20 protein-coding genes are annotated in these 19,841 nt (G+C 39.3%); 8 read left to right on the top strand and 12 right to left on the bottom strand.

Going from position 1 to position 19,841, the window contains the following annotated elements; translation table 11 throughout:
* Positions 1 to 349: 349 nt before the first annotated feature.
* The 3 genes from L1611_RS10810 to L1611_RS10800 are packed head-to-tail and all read left to right on the top strand — an operon-like array spanning position 350 to position 3,805.
* Complete coding sequence (locus L1611_RS10810; RefSeq protein WP_236313104.1) at positions 350 to 1,684, top strand: spore germination protein; 1,335 nt, start codon at positions 350 to 352, stop codon at positions 1,682 to 1,684.
* Positions 1,677 to 2,738, top strand: coding sequence for a GerAB/ArcD/ProY family transporter (locus L1611_RS10805; protein ID WP_236313103.1), 1,062 nt, complete (start codon positions 1,677 to 1,679; stop codon positions 2,736 to 2,738). The genes L1611_RS10810 and L1611_RS10805 overlap by 8 nt, the downstream gene beginning before the upstream one ends.
* The gene (locus L1611_RS10800) at positions 2,735 to 3,805 is read left to right on the top strand and encodes a Ger(x)C family spore germination protein (RefSeq protein WP_236313102.1); all 1,071 of its coding nucleotides are present in this window, start codon (positions 2,735 to 2,737) and stop codon (positions 3,803 to 3,805) included. Before L1611_RS10805 ends, L1611_RS10800 begins: the two co-directional genes overlap by 4 nt.
* A 543-nt stretch (positions 3,806 to 4,348) precedes the next feature.
* Here L1611_RS10800 and L1611_RS10795 read toward each other — a convergent pair.
* Positions 4,349 to 5,704, bottom strand: coding sequence for a murein hydrolase activator EnvC family protein (locus L1611_RS10795; protein WP_236313101.1), 1,356 nt, complete (start codon positions 5,702 to 5,704; stop codon positions 4,349 to 4,351).
* A 461-nt stretch (positions 5,705 to 6,165) separates the two neighbouring features.
* Positions 6,166 to 6,684 carry an AAA family ATPase gene (locus L1611_RS10790; RefSeq protein WP_236313100.1) on the bottom strand — a complete coding sequence of 173 codons (519 nt, stop codon included), beginning with the start codon at positions 6,682 to 6,684 and terminating at the stop codon, positions 6,166 to 6,168.
* 397 nt (positions 6,685 to 7,081) lie between these two features.
* On the opposite strand from L1611_RS10790, the gene L1611_RS10785 reads away from it, so the two are divergent.
* On the top strand, positions 7,082 to 8,191 hold the full coding sequence (locus L1611_RS10785) for a hypothetical protein (RefSeq protein WP_236313099.1): 1,110 nt from the start codon (positions 7,082 to 7,084) through the stop codon (positions 8,189 to 8,191).
* Between the two features lie 52 nt (positions 8,192 to 8,243).
* Here the strand turns inward: L1611_RS10785 and L1611_RS10780 are convergent, their stop codons facing one another.
* Together L1611_RS10780 and L1611_RS10775 are read right to left on the bottom strand one after the other, a co-directional pair.
* Positions 8,244 to 8,471, bottom strand: a complete 228-nt coding sequence (locus L1611_RS10780; RefSeq protein WP_236313098.1) for a DUF2198 family protein — start codon at positions 8,469 to 8,471, stop codon at positions 8,244 to 8,246.
* Positions 8,472 to 8,609: 138 nt separating this feature from the next.
* A complete protein-coding gene (locus L1611_RS10775) occupies positions 8,610 to 9,032 on the bottom strand; it encodes a hypothetical protein (protein WP_236313097.1) in 423 nt (140 codons plus the stop codon).
* A gap of 147 nt (positions 9,033 to 9,179) precedes the next feature.
* On the opposite strand from L1611_RS10775, the gene L1611_RS10770 reads away from it, so the two are divergent.
* The gene (locus L1611_RS10770) at positions 9,180 to 9,635 is read left to right on the top strand and encodes a nuclease-related domain-containing protein (RefSeq protein WP_236313096.1); all 456 of its coding nucleotides are present in this window, start codon (positions 9,180 to 9,182) and stop codon (positions 9,633 to 9,635) included.
* Positions 9,536 to 10,132 (top strand): hypothetical protein, encoded by a 597-nt coding sequence (locus L1611_RS10765; RefSeq protein WP_236313095.1) that lies wholly within the window; start codon positions 9,536 to 9,538, stop codon positions 10,130 to 10,132. The genes L1611_RS10770 and L1611_RS10765 overlap by 100 nt, the downstream gene beginning before the upstream one ends.
* 165 nt (positions 10,133 to 10,297) lie before the next feature.
* Here L1611_RS10765 and L1611_RS10760 read toward each other — a convergent pair whose 3' ends face one another.
* Genes L1611_RS10760 through rpsN form a run of 4 tightly spaced genes read right to left on the bottom strand, consistent with a single transcriptional unit; the run spans position 10,298 to position 12,430 of the window.
* A complete protein-coding gene (locus L1611_RS10760; RefSeq protein ID WP_236313094.1) occupies positions 10,298 to 10,666 on the bottom strand; it encodes a hypothetical protein in 369 nt (122 codons plus the stop codon).
* A gap of 27 nt (positions 10,667 to 10,693) precedes the next feature.
* Positions 10,694 to 10,948 carry a type B 50S ribosomal protein L31 gene (locus L1611_RS10755; RefSeq protein WP_236313093.1) on the bottom strand — a complete coding sequence of 85 codons (255 nt, stop codon included), beginning with the start codon at positions 10,946 to 10,948 and terminating at the stop codon, positions 10,694 to 10,696.
* A gap of 28 nt (positions 10,949 to 10,976) precedes the next feature.
* Positions 10,977 to 12,137 carry an FAD/NAD(P)-binding protein gene (locus L1611_RS10750; RefSeq protein ID WP_236313092.1) on the bottom strand — a complete coding sequence of 387 codons (1,161 nt, stop codon included), beginning with the start codon at positions 12,135 to 12,137 and terminating at the stop codon, positions 10,977 to 10,979.
* 23 nt (positions 12,138 to 12,160) lie between these two features.
* Positions 12,161 to 12,430, bottom strand: a complete 270-nt coding sequence (gene rpsN, locus L1611_RS10745) for a 30S ribosomal protein S14 (protein ID WP_225066500.1) — start codon at positions 12,428 to 12,430, stop codon at positions 12,161 to 12,163.
* 847 nt (positions 12,431 to 13,277) lie between these two features.
* Between rpsN and L1611_RS10740 the strand changes: the two genes are divergently transcribed.
* Together L1611_RS10740 and L1611_RS10735 are read left to right on the top strand one after the other, a co-directional pair.
* Entirely contained in the window at positions 13,278 to 14,417 is a 1,140-nt protein-coding gene (locus tag L1611_RS10740) for a YibE/F family protein (protein WP_407681720.1), read from the top strand.
* Entirely contained in the window at positions 14,414 to 15,190 is a 777-nt protein-coding gene (locus L1611_RS10735; protein ID WP_236313091.1) for a YibE/F family protein, read from the top strand. The genes L1611_RS10740 and L1611_RS10735 overlap by 4 nt, the downstream gene beginning before the upstream one ends.
* 538 nt (positions 15,191 to 15,728) lie before the next feature.
* Here L1611_RS10735 and L1611_RS10730 read toward each other — a convergent pair.
* From L1611_RS10730 to L1611_RS10715, 4 genes are all read right to left on the bottom strand, one after another.
* Positions 15,729 to 16,820, bottom strand: coding sequence for a Gfo/Idh/MocA family protein (locus tag L1611_RS10730; protein WP_236313090.1), 1,092 nt, complete (start codon positions 16,818 to 16,820; stop codon positions 15,729 to 15,731).
* A gap of 172 nt (positions 16,821 to 16,992) precedes the next feature.
* Positions 16,993 to 17,958 (bottom strand): Gfo/Idh/MocA family protein, encoded by a 966-nt coding sequence (locus L1611_RS10725; RefSeq protein WP_236313089.1) that lies wholly within the window; start codon positions 17,956 to 17,958, stop codon positions 16,993 to 16,995.
* Positions 17,959 to 18,055: 97 nt separating this feature from the next.
* Positions 18,056 to 18,934: a sugar phosphate isomerase/epimerase family protein gene (locus tag L1611_RS10720; RefSeq protein ID WP_236313088.1), complete on the bottom strand. Its 879-nt coding sequence runs from the start codon at positions 18,932 to 18,934 to the stop codon at positions 18,056 to 18,058.
* 65 nt (positions 18,935 to 18,999) lie between these two features.
* Positions 19,000 to 19,833: a carbohydrate ABC transporter permease gene (locus tag L1611_RS10715; protein ID WP_236313087.1), complete on the bottom strand. Its 834-nt coding sequence runs from the start codon at positions 19,831 to 19,833 to the stop codon at positions 19,000 to 19,002.
* Positions 19,834 to 19,841: the final 8 nt, after the last annotated feature.

Here is a 19,841-nt window from a genome sequence, read left to right as displayed (position 1 = left end):
ATCATCATCCCAAAATCAGAACTGACAGAACAGAGCGTCTGTTTCAGAAAAGACTCAATAATGGAAAACCCATGGAGAATTCTCCGTGGGTTTTTCCCATTGATAAGTCTTCTGGGTCAGCCCCTTTCTTGTACTTATAAACATAGGCTTAAAGCAACGTTTTACTGTATTACTCTGTGTCTCCATCCACTATGAGCAAAAATGTGGAATACCAAATGAATCCCACTTATTTCAAATGGATCTATATCAAATCAGGCTCCCTTGACTAATTGTCATTCCCTGTATATATAGCTTCAGGCAAGGAGACAATGATAAACAATGATCATTTTTTGGGAGGGGACATCGAATCATGGATCCATTCATAAAAGAACTGAAAGAAAAGTTCGTACACAGTGATGATTTGTTTCTCCACGAGGAAGAGATTCTTGATGTTCCTGTCCTCCTAGTAGGATTCAAGTCGTTGATTGATTTCACCAAAACCAAAGTGACCCTCCAAAAATATATAGATACCGCCATTTCTTCCCAAAAAACGATTGGGGAGCTATTGAATGAGATCGGTGAGGTCAAAGAGAAAGACTTGGAAGAAGCCGTTTCATCCATCATGACAGGGAAATTGCTGATCATCAGTAACAGTCATCGTAAATATGCCGTCATAGAACCTTTTCATAATATGTTGAATCGGGCCATTGAGCCGCCTACGAATGAAAATATCCTACAAGGTTCATTAAGTTCATTCAATGAGGATATCAAAACCAACATTGGCCTGATCAGGAAGCAGATCAACGCCAGCAACATACGGGCGGAATTCTTTTCGGTCGGTTCTGAACAGAAAACGAAACTGTCCATGCTCTATTTTGAGGGCCAAGCAGATAAAAAGTTGGTGGAGAAAATCAGGTCCTCATTTGAAAAGAACCAGGACCGAGAGATCAATAACTTGCAAAACCTTGCCAAATCCTTAGGCTTTTCCGGTTGGTCTGTCATTTCAAAAGTCAATACAACTGAACTGCCTTCCGAAACCGTTGCTTTCTTAAGAAAAGGAAGGGTGGCCTTATTTGTTGATCGTTACCCATTTGCGCTCATTCTTCCCTGTTTCCTATGGGATATGTTTACGCTCGAAAACGATCGGAACTATCCCATTCCCTTGATGGCTTCGATACGCCTGGTGCGGATCTTCGGGATTCTTATCTCATTGCTCATACCCGCTTTATATGTCGCCCTTGTAGCCGTCAATCCTGAAGTTTTGCGAATAGAGCTTGCGCTGAGCATTGCCCAAAGTCGGGAAGCCATTCCCTACCCTGCCTTAGTCGAGATCCTTCTGATGCTCATCATATTGGAATTGATCATTGAAGCATCGGTCAGGCTGCCCAGTTCCATCGGTCCGACCATTACAATGGTCGGCGGGATCATCCTTGGACAGGCCGTTGTGGAAGCAAAACTGGTTAGTACCCTGCTGATTATCATCCTTGCAGCGACCACAATCGCAAATTCGACATTGGTAGGCATACAAAATTCCCTGGCCGTCCGTTTGTTCAAATATGTGTTGGTCATCCTGGCATCCATCTATGGTGTTTTGGGGATATTGGGAGGGATCGTATTGATCAGTGCCTATCTCGCCAGTATTGAAACGTTCGGAATCTCCTATCTTAACTTGAATTACGCAAAGGAAGGAACCAAAAATGGATAAGAGTCTTCATGTGGTTCTGATGTACCTTTTGGTCCATTTAGGCCTCATCTTCTTTTTATATCCTAACGATATCATCAGCAGCTCGGATGAGGGGCAGTGGATGCCGATTGCAATAGGGCTCCTCTTCCATTTTGTGTTGGTTTGGATTTATATGAAAGGATTGAGCTTTTTCCCGAAACAGAACATCATCCATATCTATTCCGAAATGGGCAAAGGCTTTGCGACATTCTTCCTCTTGCCGGTTTTTATGTATTTGATGTTGGTGAATGTCATCGGAGTCCGCGCTTATTCTGAAATCATCACCATCATTTTTCTATCCAATACGCCTTCCTGGGCGATCATCATCCTGTTCCTTTCCATCTCAGGGTATTTGGCTGCAAAAGGATTGGAAGTGATCTTCCGCACAGGGATCCTATTAGCGCTTATTTTCATCCCGATCATCTTTTTTGTATTGATCGCTACTTTTCAAAATGTGGATTGGAATTATCTGTTACCACTCATCGACGATGATTTCCATTTTATGACGACCCCTTCCTATATGAAAAGTTTTTCTGCTTTCATAGGAGGTTTTCTGTTTCTTGGATTTATCGCGCCCTACCTTACCTATAATCGTAAAAAAGTGCTGATGGCGGCAACACTCCTGATCCCGTTTTTTGTTTTCGCCGTTTATATTCCCATTCTCACTTTTGGCCATGGGACGGCTTCAAGGTTTTTGTTTCCCTATATCATGGCCGTCGATTCGACCTATATCAACTGGCTGATGTTCGATCGGGTCACGATGTTCTTCATCTTATCCCTGGTCACCTTTATCATGCTTCACCTTTCGCTGTTATTATGGATGGCCTATCAGATTATGAATCACTGGTTTCCGCATCAGCCCTTATATAGTATCCTTTCGTTCACCATCGTAACCTTCATCACATCGATCATGATCATTGATTGGAAGGCAGTGGAACGACTGTTATGGTGGAATTCATTTCTACAGTTTTATGTACTATTGACCATTCCATTGTCTATTTATTTTATAGGACGCCGAAGGAAGGGACGCGCATGAGAATCATTCCGTTAAAGCTATTGATCACGCTATGTACGGTCTTTCTATTGAGCGGATGCTGGGACACCAAAGATATCAATCACCGCTCTTTGCCCATTGTCATGGGGGTGGCCATGGAAGATGACCAATATAACATCCATCTGCAAATACCAGATCCGGATACGGATGTGATGCAGGTCAGGATCGTGTCAGAAACCGGAGAAACAGTAAGCCAAGCCGTCGATAAACTGAGTGCCAATATGGAAAGCCGGATTGATTTACTGCATGTAAAAGTGATTGTGATCGAAAAGGAGTTGGCGAAAGAAGGGGTCAAAGACCTCATCTCCGGATTTATGAGGGCACGCGAGGTTTCGCCAAAAGCATTGGTCGTGGTCAGCGATGAAAAGATTGAACCGTTCTTTTCCAATTTGAACAATACGACGGATCCCCAAGGGACCACCCTCTTTGATTTTTTTGATAAAGATGCGGGATGGAGCCCGCAAATTGCGCTTACAAGAGTGTGGGAGCTCTATCGCAGTATTCATTCCACTACAAGGGATGTTGTGTTGCCTATTATAAAATCCGGTGACAGTACAGTCATCCAACACCTTGGATCCGCTGTCATTAAGAATGGCAGAATGGTTGAACGAATCGATCCAGAAGAAACGTTGCTTGTCAATGCGTTCTATGAGGAAAGCACGCATGGAAAAGTCGAGGTTATGGAGGAGGCGACCGTCCTGATCGTCGGCAATACGATGGATCATAAAAGCCGGAACATCGATCAAGTGCCTTACTTGAATAGTCAGCTTCATTTGAAAGTGGTCCTCTTGGAGACCATAGGAAAGCCAACTGACAAAGAAATACGGACTGCTCTAGAAACACAGCTCACAAATCGTTTCAACGAGATGTTTTCGAAAATTCAAGAGAGCAAGGCAGACGTTTTAGGGCTCGGCCAATACTTCCGGGCCAAAATCCCTAGTGAAGAGCTGAAGAAATGGCGATCCGAGCACTATCCAAAATTGAAGATGGAATTTGAAGTCCATGCCGTCATCCGAAATGAAGGACAAATAAAATTAGGGGCTGATTAATGCCACTGTGAAGATCATTATGCACTTAAGCAATGATCATCCATCATTTTGACCGCAATTCGATAAGTTTTGAATATTCGCCAATAAAAACCAACACGGCCCCTATGACAAGAATTCCAGCACCTAATGCAATTAAACTTTGTGACGCTACACTTTCCATACTTTACCTCCAAGTTTTTATATTGTATAAATATGCCCGTTATTTTATATGGTGTCCGCAAATAGTGATTAGGTTTTTCTTATAAAGAAAAGCGATAACGCCCTGATTTACCACCAAGGTCACTGGAAGTCCGACGAGGAGGCTCGAACCAAACAAAGTTCGGTTCTGCGTGGGTAGACACTTCGAACTAAATCAATGTGTCGACCGCCACAGGAGGACTGAAGTGATCCAAGTGGTTGGGCGGTGGAGCTGGACATTTCTTCACCGAAACCAAAATTTTTATGGTTTCTTATCCTAAAAAAGAAGCTTACCCTCAGACGGATAAGCCCTTTTTGTACAATATAAGATGAATAAACGCAGATCCTTTAGACAGATCCCGTAATCTAAAAGAATTTTCTTGGATTGACCGCATTGGACTTACTTGAATTCCATTGTCCTTTGTGAATTTCAAAGTGTAAATGCTGTCCAGTTGATCGACCTGTATTCCCCATAATTCCAATCTTCTGTCCTTTTTGAACAGATGAACCATTTCCAACGTATCGATCTCTTAAATGAGCATTAACTGTTGTATAGGTTTGTCCGTTGAGATAGTGGGCAATAAAGATTACATTTCCATAACTGCTAGAGTAATAGGATTTAATGACTGTTCCAGATGCAGACGCCACAATAGGAACTGTACCACCTTTGGCAATGTCAATACCAGGGTGCATTCTTCCCCATCGTGGTCCAAATCCAGAAGTAAAATAGCCGTTTGATGGTTTGATGAACATTCCGCCATTAGGAGCAGATTTTTTAGTTGTTTTAGGCGTTTTAGATGCTTTATGACTCTTACTGCTAGTATTAGAAGATTTTTTCTCTACTTTTGCAGTTGCGCGTTTTTCAGCTGCACGCTTCTCTGCAGCTCGTTTTTCGGCAGCACGCTTTTCTGCTGCTCGTTTCTCAGCTGCTCGTTTTGCGGCTAAACGTGCCGCCTCTTCCTGTCGGCGCTTTTCAGCTTCAAAAGCCGCTTGTTGTTTTTGAAGTAAATCTGCTTCATCTTCCAAGTTACCGAGTTCCTCATGCATATGCTCTTCTTCTTCTTTCAACTCACTCAATAATTCATTTTTACGATCTACTTTTTGCTTCAAGCTTTGTTTCAATCTTTCCAGTTCTTTCATCTGCTGATTCAAAACTTCAAGCTTTTCTTCGACCTTCATCTTTGTCTCTTCAAGTTTTGTTTTATCAGCTTTGTGTGCTTCAAGGATTTCTTTATCCTGCTCTGCAATTTCATTCAATGCAAACACACGATCAAGGAAATCCGCAAAACTTTTTGAGCCAAGCAATACTTCTATGTATTGTACAGAACCACCATTTTCATACATCGCTGTTACGCGATCCTTCAGCATTTTATCACGCTCTTCAATCCGCTTAACCAATACATCAATTTCAGATTTGAGCTTTTCGATATCTTCCTTTGTCTTTGAGATTTCTCCCTCTTTGGTATCAATTTTATTCTCGGTCTCCGACACTTGTTGATCAAGTTTTTTAATTTCTGTATCAAGTAAGTCTTGATTGTGTTTTATTTTTTCAATTTCTACTTTTACCTTATCTCGGGTACTTTTATTTTCTTCCCGTTTCTCTTTAACTTCATGAATCTTTTCCTTTAATGACTCTGCATGGGCATCTTGTTCCCCTAAAGAGCTGAATCCTCCGAATAACAAACTAGCAGATGCCAGGACTGCAATCGTATTCTTTTTCAATCTTTCATCCCCCATATACTTAAAGACTATGTAAAAGTTTGAGCTGACCGATTATGGGTTTGCAAAAAGTTCAACAAATAAACCTAAAAAGTATTGACTTCCACAATCGAAAATCCACTTGTATACTATACTAGAAAATTTTTAGCAAAAAAATAGTCTATAAGTCCAATAATTTCAAATCCAGTAATGAATTTGGCCTAGATTTCCAATTGCAATTACTGATATGATAGGTTTTGTAAAAGCTCCCATTTTGATAGTGAATAAGTGAGGGATGTTATATTTTCATGAAATTTGGCCATCATTTTTGGGGTTTAGTGCTCGGACGGAGGATTTTCCTGTCTATTTTTTGACGTTAGTTTCTATTTAAATAAAATAAATACGTACACTAAAATACTAAGAGTACGCTAAATTATTTATTTTCACAGGTGCCTCCTTAGCCCCTTTTTCGGAAGCTTTATGTTTTAATCGTTAAGGTAGTTATCTATATTTGTATTATCTTTCAGGATAATTGAATTGAACCCTTCATCAGTCAGCATTTTTAAAATCTCTGGTTTGCTTTCCTTTTCAAAGCTAGAATTCCATTTAAACATCTTCCTGAACATACTAAGTGTTGGAACATAATTTGCTTTTTCTAATCCTAGTTTTTGTAGGATAAACCTTTTAATTATTCTTTGTATTCTTTTTGGATAAGGTGTATCCAAAAAAATAATTAAATCAGCAGTTTGGAAACTTTTCCCGACCCAACTATGACTATGGGATCCTTCTATAATCCATCTTTCAGTGCTGATTATATTGTCCAAATATTTATCCCTTTCTTCATCCGGTCTTCTTATATCCCCAGATTCATGTCTTTGCCATACTACATTATCTAACTCATAAAAAGGAACATTAAACGAATTTGATAAAGTTCTTGCTAATGTTGTTTTCCCGCTTCCAACAGACCCAATAATATGTATTTTGTTAGGAATACCCATGTTCATTTAACCACCACGTATTGAAATTATTTTAAACTTATACTGAAATTCATTCCGCTATAACAGACCTTGTCGAGAGGCCCTTTTTATTGTAAACAGAGCATAATACTATTGATAAAATGCCATTAATACCCTGACTCCTGTTTGTATATAGAATTACTGTTTTACATTTTGAACAAATACTTTACCCGAATTTCACCCTTTCAATGACCATTTGTTAAAACAGCTTCCATTAGTTAGTACCAATTATTTCAAATGAGTTGATCAAACTCAAACACTTTTATATTTTTTATTTCAATTCAATTAAAATACCGCCTGTTTCTATCATCCTATGTTAAAATGTAGGCTGCTTTTTCTGCAAAACATTCAAACTTAATAGAGTTCCAGGATGGAGGTGTTCAGCATGAAAAACTTGTCTTCCCTATTCTTTGTTGTCTCTGTTATCTTCTTAATGGCAGCTTGTTCTGATTCAAGTCCAACTACATCAGAGGAGGACAAAAAGAAATCCGAAGCCGAACAAGAACACAATGCGGTAGATAAATCCAGGGATCAGGAGAAAGAAGACTCCAATCCAATCCAGCCATTTAAAGCCTTAAAGCCATCTGATGGTACGAAGCCCCTAAAGGAAAAGCTGTCAAAAGAAGAACAAGAGAAGATGCCGGCGGCAGAATCATATGGAAACGATCGTACGAGGTCGGTTCCTGTTGGGCAAACCCTTGTGAACGGAGCGGAGGATCCAAGTGATGGTCCTTTGAAAAACAACCGGATCGTCGCCTTTTATGGCCATCCTAACTCTGCTAATATGGGGATACTTGGTGAAATGGAACCCGAAGCCTTGATGAAAAAGTTAAAAGAACAAACGCAGTCTTATTCAGATGCTGATCCTTCTAAACCAGCTATTCCGGCCATTGAACTGATCACGACAGTTGCCCAGCGTAGCCCCGGTCCTGAGGGAAAATACTACCGTATGACTCCTGAGGATGATATTGAAAAGTATGCAAAGCTTGCCAGGGAAAACAACGCCCTTCTCCTGCTGGATGTGCAGCTAGGTAAGGACTCTGTCATGAATCAAGTGAAGTTAATTGAAAAATGGCTGAAGTACCCTTATGTTCATCTTGCCATCGATACGGAATTCCATGTGGGTGAAGGAGAAACGCCAGGGATGGACCTTGGCCAGGTGGACTGGGCTGAAGTCCAAAAAGCGGTAGAATATTTATCAAAGCTCGTTGAAGAAAATAACTTACCGGATAAATTTGTACTTGTCCACCAATTCACGGATAAAGCCATCACGAATAAAGCGGCAATCAAGCCGACCAACAATGTAGAAGTCGTACTTAATTATGATGGATGGGGTCCAGCCTCTACAAAACAGTCACTTTATCGGAAATTTGTCAGAAATGAGACCTCCCAGTATGGTGGATTTAAAATCTTTTTAAAAAAAGATGAACCCGTCATGAAACCATTGGATGTTATAAAACTTGATCCCAGCCCTGCGATCATTAATTATCAATAAGCATAAGGTCATATGCAAAAAAAATAGCGTCTATTTCTTGATGAAATAGGCGCTAGCTCCACTTTTTATCCACTTTTTTCCCGACACGGGTTGAAAAATATCCCCCGATTAGCATCCCAATAATTCCTGTTACGATCGTCCAATAATATTCAAAATCCATAAAGATTACAATCATAATGACAATGCTCAGCCCGATGGCAACCCATCGATTGTATGTAACTCGGACAAGAAACGGTATAAGTATAATGGGCAAGATCAATGCCCCAAAAATTTCAACCATTATGCAGAAAGACGCCCCCTCAAAACAAGTGACTTCAGTTGGGATTCATATTACATGTCCATTATACGCCTTAGAGGTGAGGCAGTTCAATCTAATCAGATGAAAACCGCCCATTCGGACGGTTCTGAAAGCTATATCTTAGGCGTCAGCGATTGCAATCCCGGTAAACGTCACCGGTCCGATTACAGATGCCTGGTTCAGGAGACCAACCGGGTTTGTCAATTCAACTGTCAAAGAATAGACTTGCCTCCCAGCCGGTACGTTGAAATCTACTGCATTGAATGCTACAGTCCTACTGGTTTCAACTGTAATATCAATTTGGGATGTTGTGGTAAATATGATTTGCGTACCTCGGAAGATTTTAAATAGAACGATGGGGGATCCTGCGGTCGTTTCCCATCCGACAGTTGCCGTCAGTTCAACTTGTTGAGCTTGAGTCGGCAACGATAATCCGAATTCTGCTAGTTTCATAGTCGAAGGGGATGCGGGAACAACCCGATTCAATGAACCATTACTTGTAGCGGGCGCACTTACGAAGTAATCTAGTATTTGTTTAGCCATTTTTTCACCTCCCTTTTACAATTTATGCTTTGGAAGGTAAATAGTTTGGACAGGCGTGTAAATCTTTCGATAAAAAGATAGATTACGAGAAGGATATGAAACTATTTTAGAGAAAATAGTTTCTATTATAAAAAGGAGTTGATTCAAATGATCAAAAAAGAACGGACCGAGCCTGCGAAAATTCATAAATTGGAAGCGTTATTACGCCGATTACCTCCTTCACATCAGAAGTACCCACTAATAGAAAAAGAGCTGGCCATGTGTAAAGCTGGTTATCGAGGTGAGCAAGCACTGGATTTTTATTTGGAGTACCTCCCCGAAGATGACCACATTATTTTCCATGATTTAAGGCTTTTTGACACCCGCTACTATTTTCAAATCGATACGTTGCTTGTCACCCCCTATTTCATCCTCATAGTTGAAGTGAAGAATATCGCAGGTAAAATCAGGTTTGACGAAATCAATCAGGGTCCGGACGAAAGATGGTATGTATGGAGGAAGGATTGCCTGACCCATTTCTTCAGCTTCAATGGCATAGTACAAAATTGTCCCACTGGCTGCACCTTCATGATCTTCCCCATATTCCGATCGATCACATCGTAGTCATCAGCCGGCCCTCGACCATTATAGAAACCACTGAATACACACCCGTAAAAATAACCCACAGTGCAAACCTCCCTTTTGAAATCGAAGCCCTCAATAGAACCTTTCCAGAAGCGACCTACAACAAAAAGCAACTGCGGAAACTCTCCAAGCTACTGCTCAAAAAACATACTCCACACGACCCGAACGTCATGAAACAATTCAAAATCCAACCTGAAGAATTGTTGCCTGGCGTCTATTGTATGGAATGTAAAACCCTGACGATGGAAAGACATTATGGCCGCTGGATCTGCAGCGAATGTTCGTTCATTTCGGGAGATGCGCATTTCGAAGCACTGAAAGATTATCGGATGTTAGTGAATACTTCGATATCGAATAGGGAGTTGAGGAAGTTTCTTAGTATTTCATCCAGTTATGTTGCTAAAACACTCCTTCGATCTATGAATATACCTTCTGAAGGAACTAAGAAGGGACGAAGATATAAGCTAACACTTTAGAATCACCGATATTTTTTTCATTTGCACCGATAAAATTTGGATCTGCACCGATATATTTTGTGTTTGCACCGATAAAATCAGCACATGCTACGTTATCTGTTATTGTCTTCTTCCGCCCCGGCACCACCCCCTTCCCAATAGGAAAAAACCGCCCAAGCGGACGGTTTAATGGACTTTTTTCGGATTCATATAAAGCAAAAACGCTGCTTGCTTATCGTTCCTTCTTCTTTTACGGATCACGTCACTGCAATCCAACCAATCGATATGCTGCAATTGCAAACTCAACTCTGTATCGATTTCCTTTTCAATCTCTTTCATAAGCTGATCCGTTTCTTTGACAGAACGTCGGAAATACTTCGCTGCTTGATGGAGAGGTGAATGTTTTTTCATCAAGGTCATGAATTGATCTGCAGTATCAGATTGTTGTGCCAATGAATCTTCCAGCCCAACTATGAATTTGTACAGATCACGCTTATAACCAGGTAAAGCCTCAACGATTTCTCTCGCCAACATTTCAGACAAATAATCGTTCATCTTGATCTCTCCTTGCTCTGAAGATATTTATTTGCCTGTTTTCATGTTGTATTTTTTCAAGAAACGTTCTGCACGACCACCGCGATCTGAGAACTTCTGTTTTCCAGTATAAAAAGGATGGGTATCTGAGCTAACCTCAACCTTAATTAATGGATACGTGTTTCCATCTTCCCACTCGATTGTTTCAGATGAAGACATGGTTGAACCTGTTATAAATTTAAACCCGCTGTTCGTATCCATGAAAACGACTTGTCGATACGCGGGATGTATTCCTTTTTTCATTTCAATCTCTCCTTACCGTTTGAATGAGTTAAATTGCTGCTAACCTTTCAGCAATTTTTCTAGCTCCTGAAATATTTCTGGAGACCGGCCCTATTTCAAGTTCAGCTAAAGCCCCTGCTACATGCAATCCCTTGCCCCATTCCAGTTCAGGAGAGACAATCGGGAAACCGCATTTTGAACATTTCAAGCCATGTTTTTCGATTGTCCTACTTAACCACCCCTTACCAGGAAGTGCACCTTCAACCCCCGTGGCAAGAATGATATGGGAAGCTTTCAGCTGAACTCCATTGTGAAACTGGAAGAGGAGCTGGGAATGTTCATCCATGGAACAGTTCATCACTTCTCCCGTAACAGTCATCAATCGACCCTTTCGTTCTAAATGTTTCTGCTTGTGAAATAAATGCTGGGTTATCGATCCTTTATGCCTTGCCTGTGTAATGATCTTTCGCCGTTCATCATAATTTTCCACCCTATAAAATTTCCGCATATATTTAGGGCCCATCCAGCCTGGATCACTATCGAATTCATGAACCCTGTTTAGATGCCGTTTAACCTGTATAACCGGAACATCATCACAGATTTTATTTATTAGGTGAGCAGCAGTAATGCCTCCCCCTATGATAGCCACAGGTACGGATCCGCTTTCCATTGAAGGCAGGTTTTTATCAAAGATATGGAAGACCTTTTCAGGGTGCCGTTCATTCAGTTCTTTTGCCCAGTATGGATAAGAAGGCTGATCATTGACACCTATTGCTAAAACAACTCTCTTTGAAGGGACAGATTGACCATCGCTTGTTCGTACGATCCAATGATTACCCTTATACTCCAGCTCATTTACATATCCGATCTTCCAGGCTTTATGCAATTGAATTTCACTAAAAGTGTGATGGCAATGATGATTGAACAATTCTAAATGAGGTTTCTGGTAGTACCCATAGAATGCATTATCAAAATTAAGACGCTTGGCGTATCTTTCAAGGCTGGATGGATGTGTATCGACATGATGGACGACAGGAGAACGAAGGTAATCCATTCCGATTCTTGAAGTAAGCTGTTTCCACCTTCGCATCGGAACTGGTGATGGATCAATGATCTGAAGATGGTGTATGTCTACCTTCCCGTTTTTCAGCAAGAACGTAGCAATGGTACAACCATGGATCCCTCCGCCGATTATCAGCCATTCCTTCATAGTTAGTCTCTCCTTCTAAGGTGTTACCAGCTTGATTTTTTGACGCCTGGAACTTGACCCTTATGTGCATACTCACGAAAAGCGATCCGGGACATCTTGAACTTTCTTAAGTAGCCTCTCGGTCTTCCCGTTACCTGGCATCTATTGTTCAAACGTGTTGGAGAAGAGTCTCTAGGCAGTTTCCTTAGTGCCTCGTAATCCCCTTCTTCCTTCAACTTTTTGCGGATTTCAGCATATTTCTCAACGAGTTCTTGTCTCTTTCTTTCCTTAGCAACTTTTGATTTTTTAGCCATATCCATTAGCTCCTTTCAACAAAAAATGACCATTAATAGTAATCATTACGATTTAGAAACGACAGGCCTGCCAATAGAGATTCGACCCGTTGGCTTAAATCGTAACTATTACGATTTATTATCGTTCACCCATTATATCTTCTTCCTGGTTAATTGTAAACCTTAATTTCAGAATGTCAGAACCGCAAACAGAGTTAATGACAAATCCATTTCTCTTTAATGTTATACTTTCGTGACTCATTGAACATTTATTGAACATAAATACCAAGAAAACAACACATGAGATGAAAAAATCAACTGCAAAAATGGCGATATCGTGCTAGCAAATAATAGTTCCATTAATAAACCTAAAACAAGTCCATTATCCTCTAGGAAATTACCCCTAAAATTAAATACAATTTTTCAACTGGATAATTTCCCCTTTTTTCAACGAAGTTACTATAAGATTACCATAACTAATTCTAAGATTCGTTCAAAAAATGCATTATTGAAGATTCCTTTACTAAACAATCTGGCCTTTTTGTAGAGTAATTTGCACCTCTATTAAGATTGTCTGTAAAGGAACAGTTTTTACCCTCCATTTTTATAAGGTGGATATTCGCTAAAACAAAGATCAGCCTTTCAGAACTAGAACACGATATAATCAGCTATGGTAAGAATGGACTTTATCAGTTATTTATAGCAGATAAGTGTTCAGGTTAGAATAGGAGGGAGTAAGATTCAGGGACGAAGCAAGGCAACACTCCGAAAAAAGTGTTCAAGATCTGAAAAACAAATGTAACATCAGTCTGGTAAATCAGTTTAAATGATAAACACTGAGCTCCACCCCATAGTTGGAGGGTTTTCTATGAGTATTGTCGTCAATACATTCAAAAAAATAACTTGTAAACAAATTCTTCTATACACCATGTTGACACTTTGTTTTGCCATCTCTGTCTTTTTTGTCAATCATAATCATTCTTTCTATGAACGACCTATAGCAAAAGTCGTAGAAACGAATCTGGAAAATACAACGGAAATCATTGATATGAATAATAATAAAGACCATCTTTTTACGCAGCATATTATAGCCAAGTTACAAAATGGAGAAAAAAAAGGACAGCTTATCCATCTAACGAACGAATATTCTTCTTCTGGAGCTTATGATCAAGAATATCATGCTGGAAATGAGCTGTTTGTTTCCATTGAAAAAAACGCAGATGCAAATGCAGATATAACTGGAACTATACACGACGTAAAACGTGATAAACACGTTTTGATCATTACGTGGGTATTTATCTTTACTTTGCTTGTCATCGGAAAAAAACAAGGACTTTTTTCCATAATCAGTTTAGTCGTCAATGCGGCTTTGTTATCTTATGCTTTAGATATTTATATGAGTACATCAAACATAAGTTTGATATGGGTATGCGGCATCAGTGTTATTTTATTTACCGTCTTTTCTTTATTACTTATTAACGGTTTTAATGAAAAATCATACGCAGCAATTGTAGCGACTCTTCTAGGAACGTTTGCTTCGTTGTTCATTACCTATCTTGTCATGTTGTTAACTTCCGAAAACGGCCTTCGATATGAGGAAATGCAATTCTTAACCCGTCCTCCTCAACTGGTGTTTATGGCAGGATTATTAATCGGATCTTTAGGAGCCGTAATGGATGTGGCGATTACCATGTCTTCTTCTATTTTTGGGTTATATGAAAAAAATAACAATATCTCAGTAAAAGCACTTAGAACTTCTGGAATGGATATCGGAAAAGATATTATGGGAGCCATGACAAATATCCTGTTTTTTGCTTATATAAGCGGTTCCATTCCAATGCTTATTTTATATTTTAAGAATGCTTCTCCATTCGGTTTTAGCCTTTCCATTAACCTTTCATTGGAATTAGCTCGAGCGCTAGCTGGTGGTATTGGGGTCGTGATAACGATTCCAATAAGTCTATATACTGCTATTTTTTACGTTAATCGAAAGAAGGCGAGATCATGAATGTATTAGTATGGCTTGCAGCCATTTTATTTTTATTGATGGTACTGATTGGTGGAAGTAAAGGAGCACGGTCTTTTATTGCTTTATTCTTCAACTTCGGTGTGATCTTCATGACCATACTGTTTATGACAGATCCAAATGCTGATCCGATTATCTTAACATTGATTGCAAGTACCATCATTAGTTGTATTACTCTCTTTTTCATTAATAACGTGAACAATAAAACAATAACAGCATTTATTTCTACTATTATAACGATCACTATTTTAATCTTTTTTATCGCAATCGTAACAGACGATGCTATGATTCAGGGATTCAGTGAAGAGGAAATAGAGGAGATAAGCATGTTTTCGCTTTATATTGGAGTAGATTTTGTGAAAATCGGGGTTTCAATGATCATCATGAGTACAATTGGTGCCATAACGGATATTGCCATTTCTATTGCATCTCCCATGCGTGAAATAATTCATCATAATCCATTGATTAGCAGGAAAGATTTATTCACATCTGGACTAATTATTGGGAGGGACATCTTAGGAACAAATACGAATACGTTATTTTTCGCCTTCTTTGGAGGCTATCTCGCACTACTGATCTGGTTTAAAGAACTTTCTTATTCTATAGGAGAAATCGTAAATTCAAAAGTATTTACCGGTGAAATGATAACGATCCTTTGTGCCGGAATTGGTGTAGCTTTAGTTATACCAATTACTTCCTGGATTACTGCATATGCCTTAGTGAGAACAAGAGAGAAGAACGAGTTATCTAAATAGACATTATAACAGGAATACAGAAGTAATTTGTGTAAAAGGAAGTGACTAATGGCCATTGCTTTGTTCCTATTAAACATTAGAGCTCATTAAAGATAAAAGTCGGTTTATCCCAATGGTTGGATATAAACCGACTTTTTGTCACTTCTAAATAAACCCTAGTACTATAGGGTGTTATACATTGTATGGGTGTTTTCGGAATGCTAGTGGAATTTCCCGAAGGCACAAAGTTTATGAATGATGGGTGGTCTTGGCCTTACACTTCTTAACCGAAGTTGGTTAGGAGTGACATTGACGAATCAAGGGTATTATTTCCTACTATATGCGATTAAGTTACTCCGTGGAATTAAGCTATGCATCTATTGTTTTAAAAGATTACAACGGAGGTTTCAAACACCTTTTCAAAAAGCGATCAGCATTAATGATAATTTTCGAATAGGGATCAACGCTTGGCTGACACCTGTTTTCACAAATTCGATCATCTCTGCCCTCAGCAGTCATTTCCCTGATCTGGAATATACCTTTATCACGCCTACTGACGTTAATTAATGTATGCTGGTAATTTGATTTCAACTTCTCTTCCTTGCTCTGCTGATCGCTGAACACCATCAACAATGGCTTGATTGTAGAGTATCTGTTCGCCAGGAATTGGAGCTGGTTTGTCTTCTTTAATTGCCACAACAAAATCACGGACTTTTTCATAAAAAATGTCTATATTATGAGATTTTACAGGGATATTCGTTTCCGCATGCTGTTCATTCACATCATGAAACAAGCTGATTGAACCGATACCGCCATCCCATACTCCGCTCCACGGCCCACTTCCTGCTGGTGTAAGTTTTAATCCAGCATCCGTTCCCAGGAAAATAGTTGGTCCTAACGAGTCCATGTGCATTGCCCAAGAAATCTTGAAGTTGAGGACCTTACCACCTTCTAATCTGACTAGTGCCACACCAAAGTCTTCTACTTCAAACTGATCTGCATGACCAAAATACTTTGGATTCGTTCCAAACAGGTTGGAAGTGTAGGCCGAAACTGTTAGCGGCTTAGGATACCCCAATGTATTTAACGCAAGATCCAAAGAGTAACATCCAATATCTGCCATGGATCCAGCACCTGCAAGTTTCTTATTGATAAATGTCCCACCTGGGATTCCTCTACGGCGTCCACCACCTGTTTGCACGTAATATACCTCTCCAAGGGTACCAGATTGCACAAGATCCTTTATTACTTTCATATTTGGATCATATCTAGGCTGAAAGCCAACAGAAAGAAGTCGGTCATTTTTTTTCGATGCTTGCACCATTTCAATAGATTGATCCAGTGTTACTGACATCGGCTTTTCAACTAGTACATGTTTCCCGTTATTTAGTGAATCAACACTTATTTCATGATGAGAAAAATTCGGTGTACATATACTTACACCATCCATATCCAATTTTAAAAGCTCTTTGTGACTTTCAAAAGGTTTTGCACTTTTGATACCTGACTTTTCAATAAAGTCCTTTGCCTTACCTGGTATGATGTCTGATACAGCGACGATCTCAACATCATTCATTTTCAGGTATGCTCTAGCATGAGCACCTGCTATTCCACCACTACCAATAATTCCAATCTTAATTTTATATGACATCATTATTCCCCTTTAAGTTAGAATTAAACCTAAGTAAATTGCTTGTCGTAGAATCATGCATCTCATCTAAAATTTACATTGCGTTAGGGATCTCCTACTGGTTCTGTTCCATTTGGGATACTAACACCGGTTGTTAATAGTGATTGTGAATGCCTCCAAGTTGTAATTCCTTCTATTTAATAGGTTGATAATTCGCTTCCTTATAAATCTTTTCTGTTAATTGAACAACCCTTTGAGCAAATTCTCCTTTTACATAATCCGTTCCAAGTCTTAGTAATGCATCGATAAAACTTTTATCCTGATTTGTAGTTTGCTCGGAAAGTTCTGGGTAAACCGGCTTTTCATTTAAATAGCGGATGGTCAACCTTCCATTATCATAAAAGATCGCTCCGAATTCCCCGCCAAATACATACGTTTCATGCCAACAAGGAGCATCTCCAACTATATTTAAGGAACCGATTAAACCATCTGGAAATCGCAGTGTGGTAAACGAATTAATTTCTACATCACAATCTCTCATCTCGATATTTGTATGAACTTCCTGTGGCTGCAACCCTGTTGTCCAGAGTAAAATATCAATAATATGACTTCCAGAATCCATTAACATACCGCCGCCAGATAAGGCTGGATTTTGTCTCCAGGTATTTTCCATCAATTGTTTCCAGTTTTGATATAATGAAGCGTTCACAGATGTTAGCTTTCCAATCTTACCCTGCTCAACGAATTCTTTAATAAAAAGAAATTCCGGTTGAAAATGACGCTGGTAAGAAACTTGTAAAACCTTTTCTGCTTTGTTTGCAGTCTCTATTAATCTAGTTGCCTCTGTTGAAGAACATGTCATTGGTTTCTCCACTAATACATGCAAACCAGCTTCTAAGCAATCTGTCGCTTGTTTAAAATGTAAAGTATGCGGAGAACAGATGACAACTGCATCAAGATCCACCTGTTTTATCATCGCATTGTAGTCAGTGAATTGCTCAGCATTTTTCAAGTTGAATTTTGTAATGAATTCCCCTCTATTCTTTTCACTCGGATCAGCGACTGCTCCAATTTTCACGTTTGCAAGTTCTTGCAGTTGCTTGCCATGAAGATGGGATATACCACCTGTTCCAATAAAGCCGATTTTTACTTGTTCCATTTTCTTCACCCCTTAAGGGACGTTAGATTTCTAACCAAAGAAATTATTTACCTTGGCTAAAAGATGAGATCAGTTACAATGTTTTGCAAGTGTCAAATTATTTGAAAAATTTTTCTAAGTGTTCTTTTGCTTTAATGATCCCTTTCGATTCCGCTTCAATTGATCCCCAGAATCGATGATCTTCTAATTCAATACTTACTGGTCCGTTATAATTAAGCTGTTCAAGGCGTGTAGCCACTTTACCCCAATTCACTTGTCCATACCCAGGAATGGTGTATCGCCAAGGACCTTCAGAGAAACTATATTTCACCTCAAATGTTGCAGGGAGAATCCCAAAATCATATTGTTCATCTAGAAGGATTTCCGTATCCTTACCATGACAATAGGTAATTCTTTCTCCAAATTCATTTAAAACACGTAGATAGTCAATGCCAAGTCGAACCATATGTGATGGATCAAAGTTTAATCCAAGATGTTTTGAAGGAATTGCGTTAAACATTGCCCGCCACATTTCTGGTGTACAGCCGATGGTTGGATATTGTGGTGCAGGACCAGGCCAACCTTCAATCGCAAAGTAGACATCTTCTTTTTCTGCTTGCTTGATAATTTCCGGAAAGGTTTCTTTCCAAATTGCGAAACTATCTGCTCTAGATTGATTAATGTCTTCTGGAGCTAGACAAACAAAGAGAACCTTTCCCCCCAAGCGTGCCACATCCGTAATTTGTTGTTTTAACTTCTCTGCTGCTTCTGATCTTATATTATCATCTTTATTCAGCAGTTTTGTTTGGCCAACTGCACCAACACCATCGATAGAGCCAACCTCAACATCCGTTTCTTCAAAAATATGTTTGATTTCTGAGGTGTATTCTGGAATATCAACCACATCTAATCCGACACTTTTTGCGAATTCCGCAACACCTCTAATCCCCTTCGAACCAATTTTTGGTGGTATTCTCATTCCTATTTTGGTATTCATTCATGAAGACCTCCTAATAGATGTTATGTTATGTTTACCTAATGACCTATTAACCTATTACGCGATTATTTAATTCCACTAAATTTAATACCTTTAATAAACGTTTTTTGCAGAAAGAAGAACAAAATAATGATTGGCACTGTCATCATCGTTGATACCGCCATCATTAAGCCCCATTCAGTACCCATTTGAGTTTGGAATTGCTGGAGTCCCAATGATAATGTATATTGAGTTTCGTCTGTTAAATAGAGTAATGGACCAATAAAATCTGTCCAGCTAGCCATGAACTGGAATAGACCAACTGCAAGAACTGCCGGTTTGGCTAACGGAAGCATAATTTGCCAATAAATCCGAAACTCGCTTGCCCCATCGATTTTGGCGGCATCCCTTAACGTATCCGGTAATCCCAAGAAAAACTGTCGAAGTAAAAATATGTAAAATGGCACACCAAAGAACGAAGGTACAATTAAAGGTAAATTTGTTCCGACCCATCCAATCTTGTTAAATATTAAAAATAAGGGAATCATCGTTACCTGACCTGGAATCATCATGACCGCAATGGTAATGAAAAATAAAACGTTACGACCTTTCCATTCCAATTTCGCAAAACTGTAAGCTACAAGAGGACAAGAGAGGACAACACCAAAGGTACTTAAAAGAGTAATTACCATTGTATTATCTAGATAAGTAAAGAACGGTATATATTCCATAGCATCCAGGTAATTTGACCATTGAAATGGTTTAGGAATCCATTCCGGTGGAAAGGAAAACACTTGTGTCAAAGGTTTTAAAGATGTTGATACCATCCATATAAATGGAACAATGAAAAAAGCGGATGCGATAATTAAACCTACGTGTGAAAAGCCTTTCTGTAATTTAATTTTAACTTTCGGCTCCATTAAACGAT

It is taken from the genome of Pseudalkalibacillus salsuginis, assembly GCF_021646685.1.
Lineage (GTDB): Bacteria > Bacillota > Bacilli > Bacillales > Fictibacillaceae > Pseudalkalibacillus > Pseudalkalibacillus salsuginis.
This window is presented reverse-complemented; position numbering and strand designations above follow the sequence as displayed.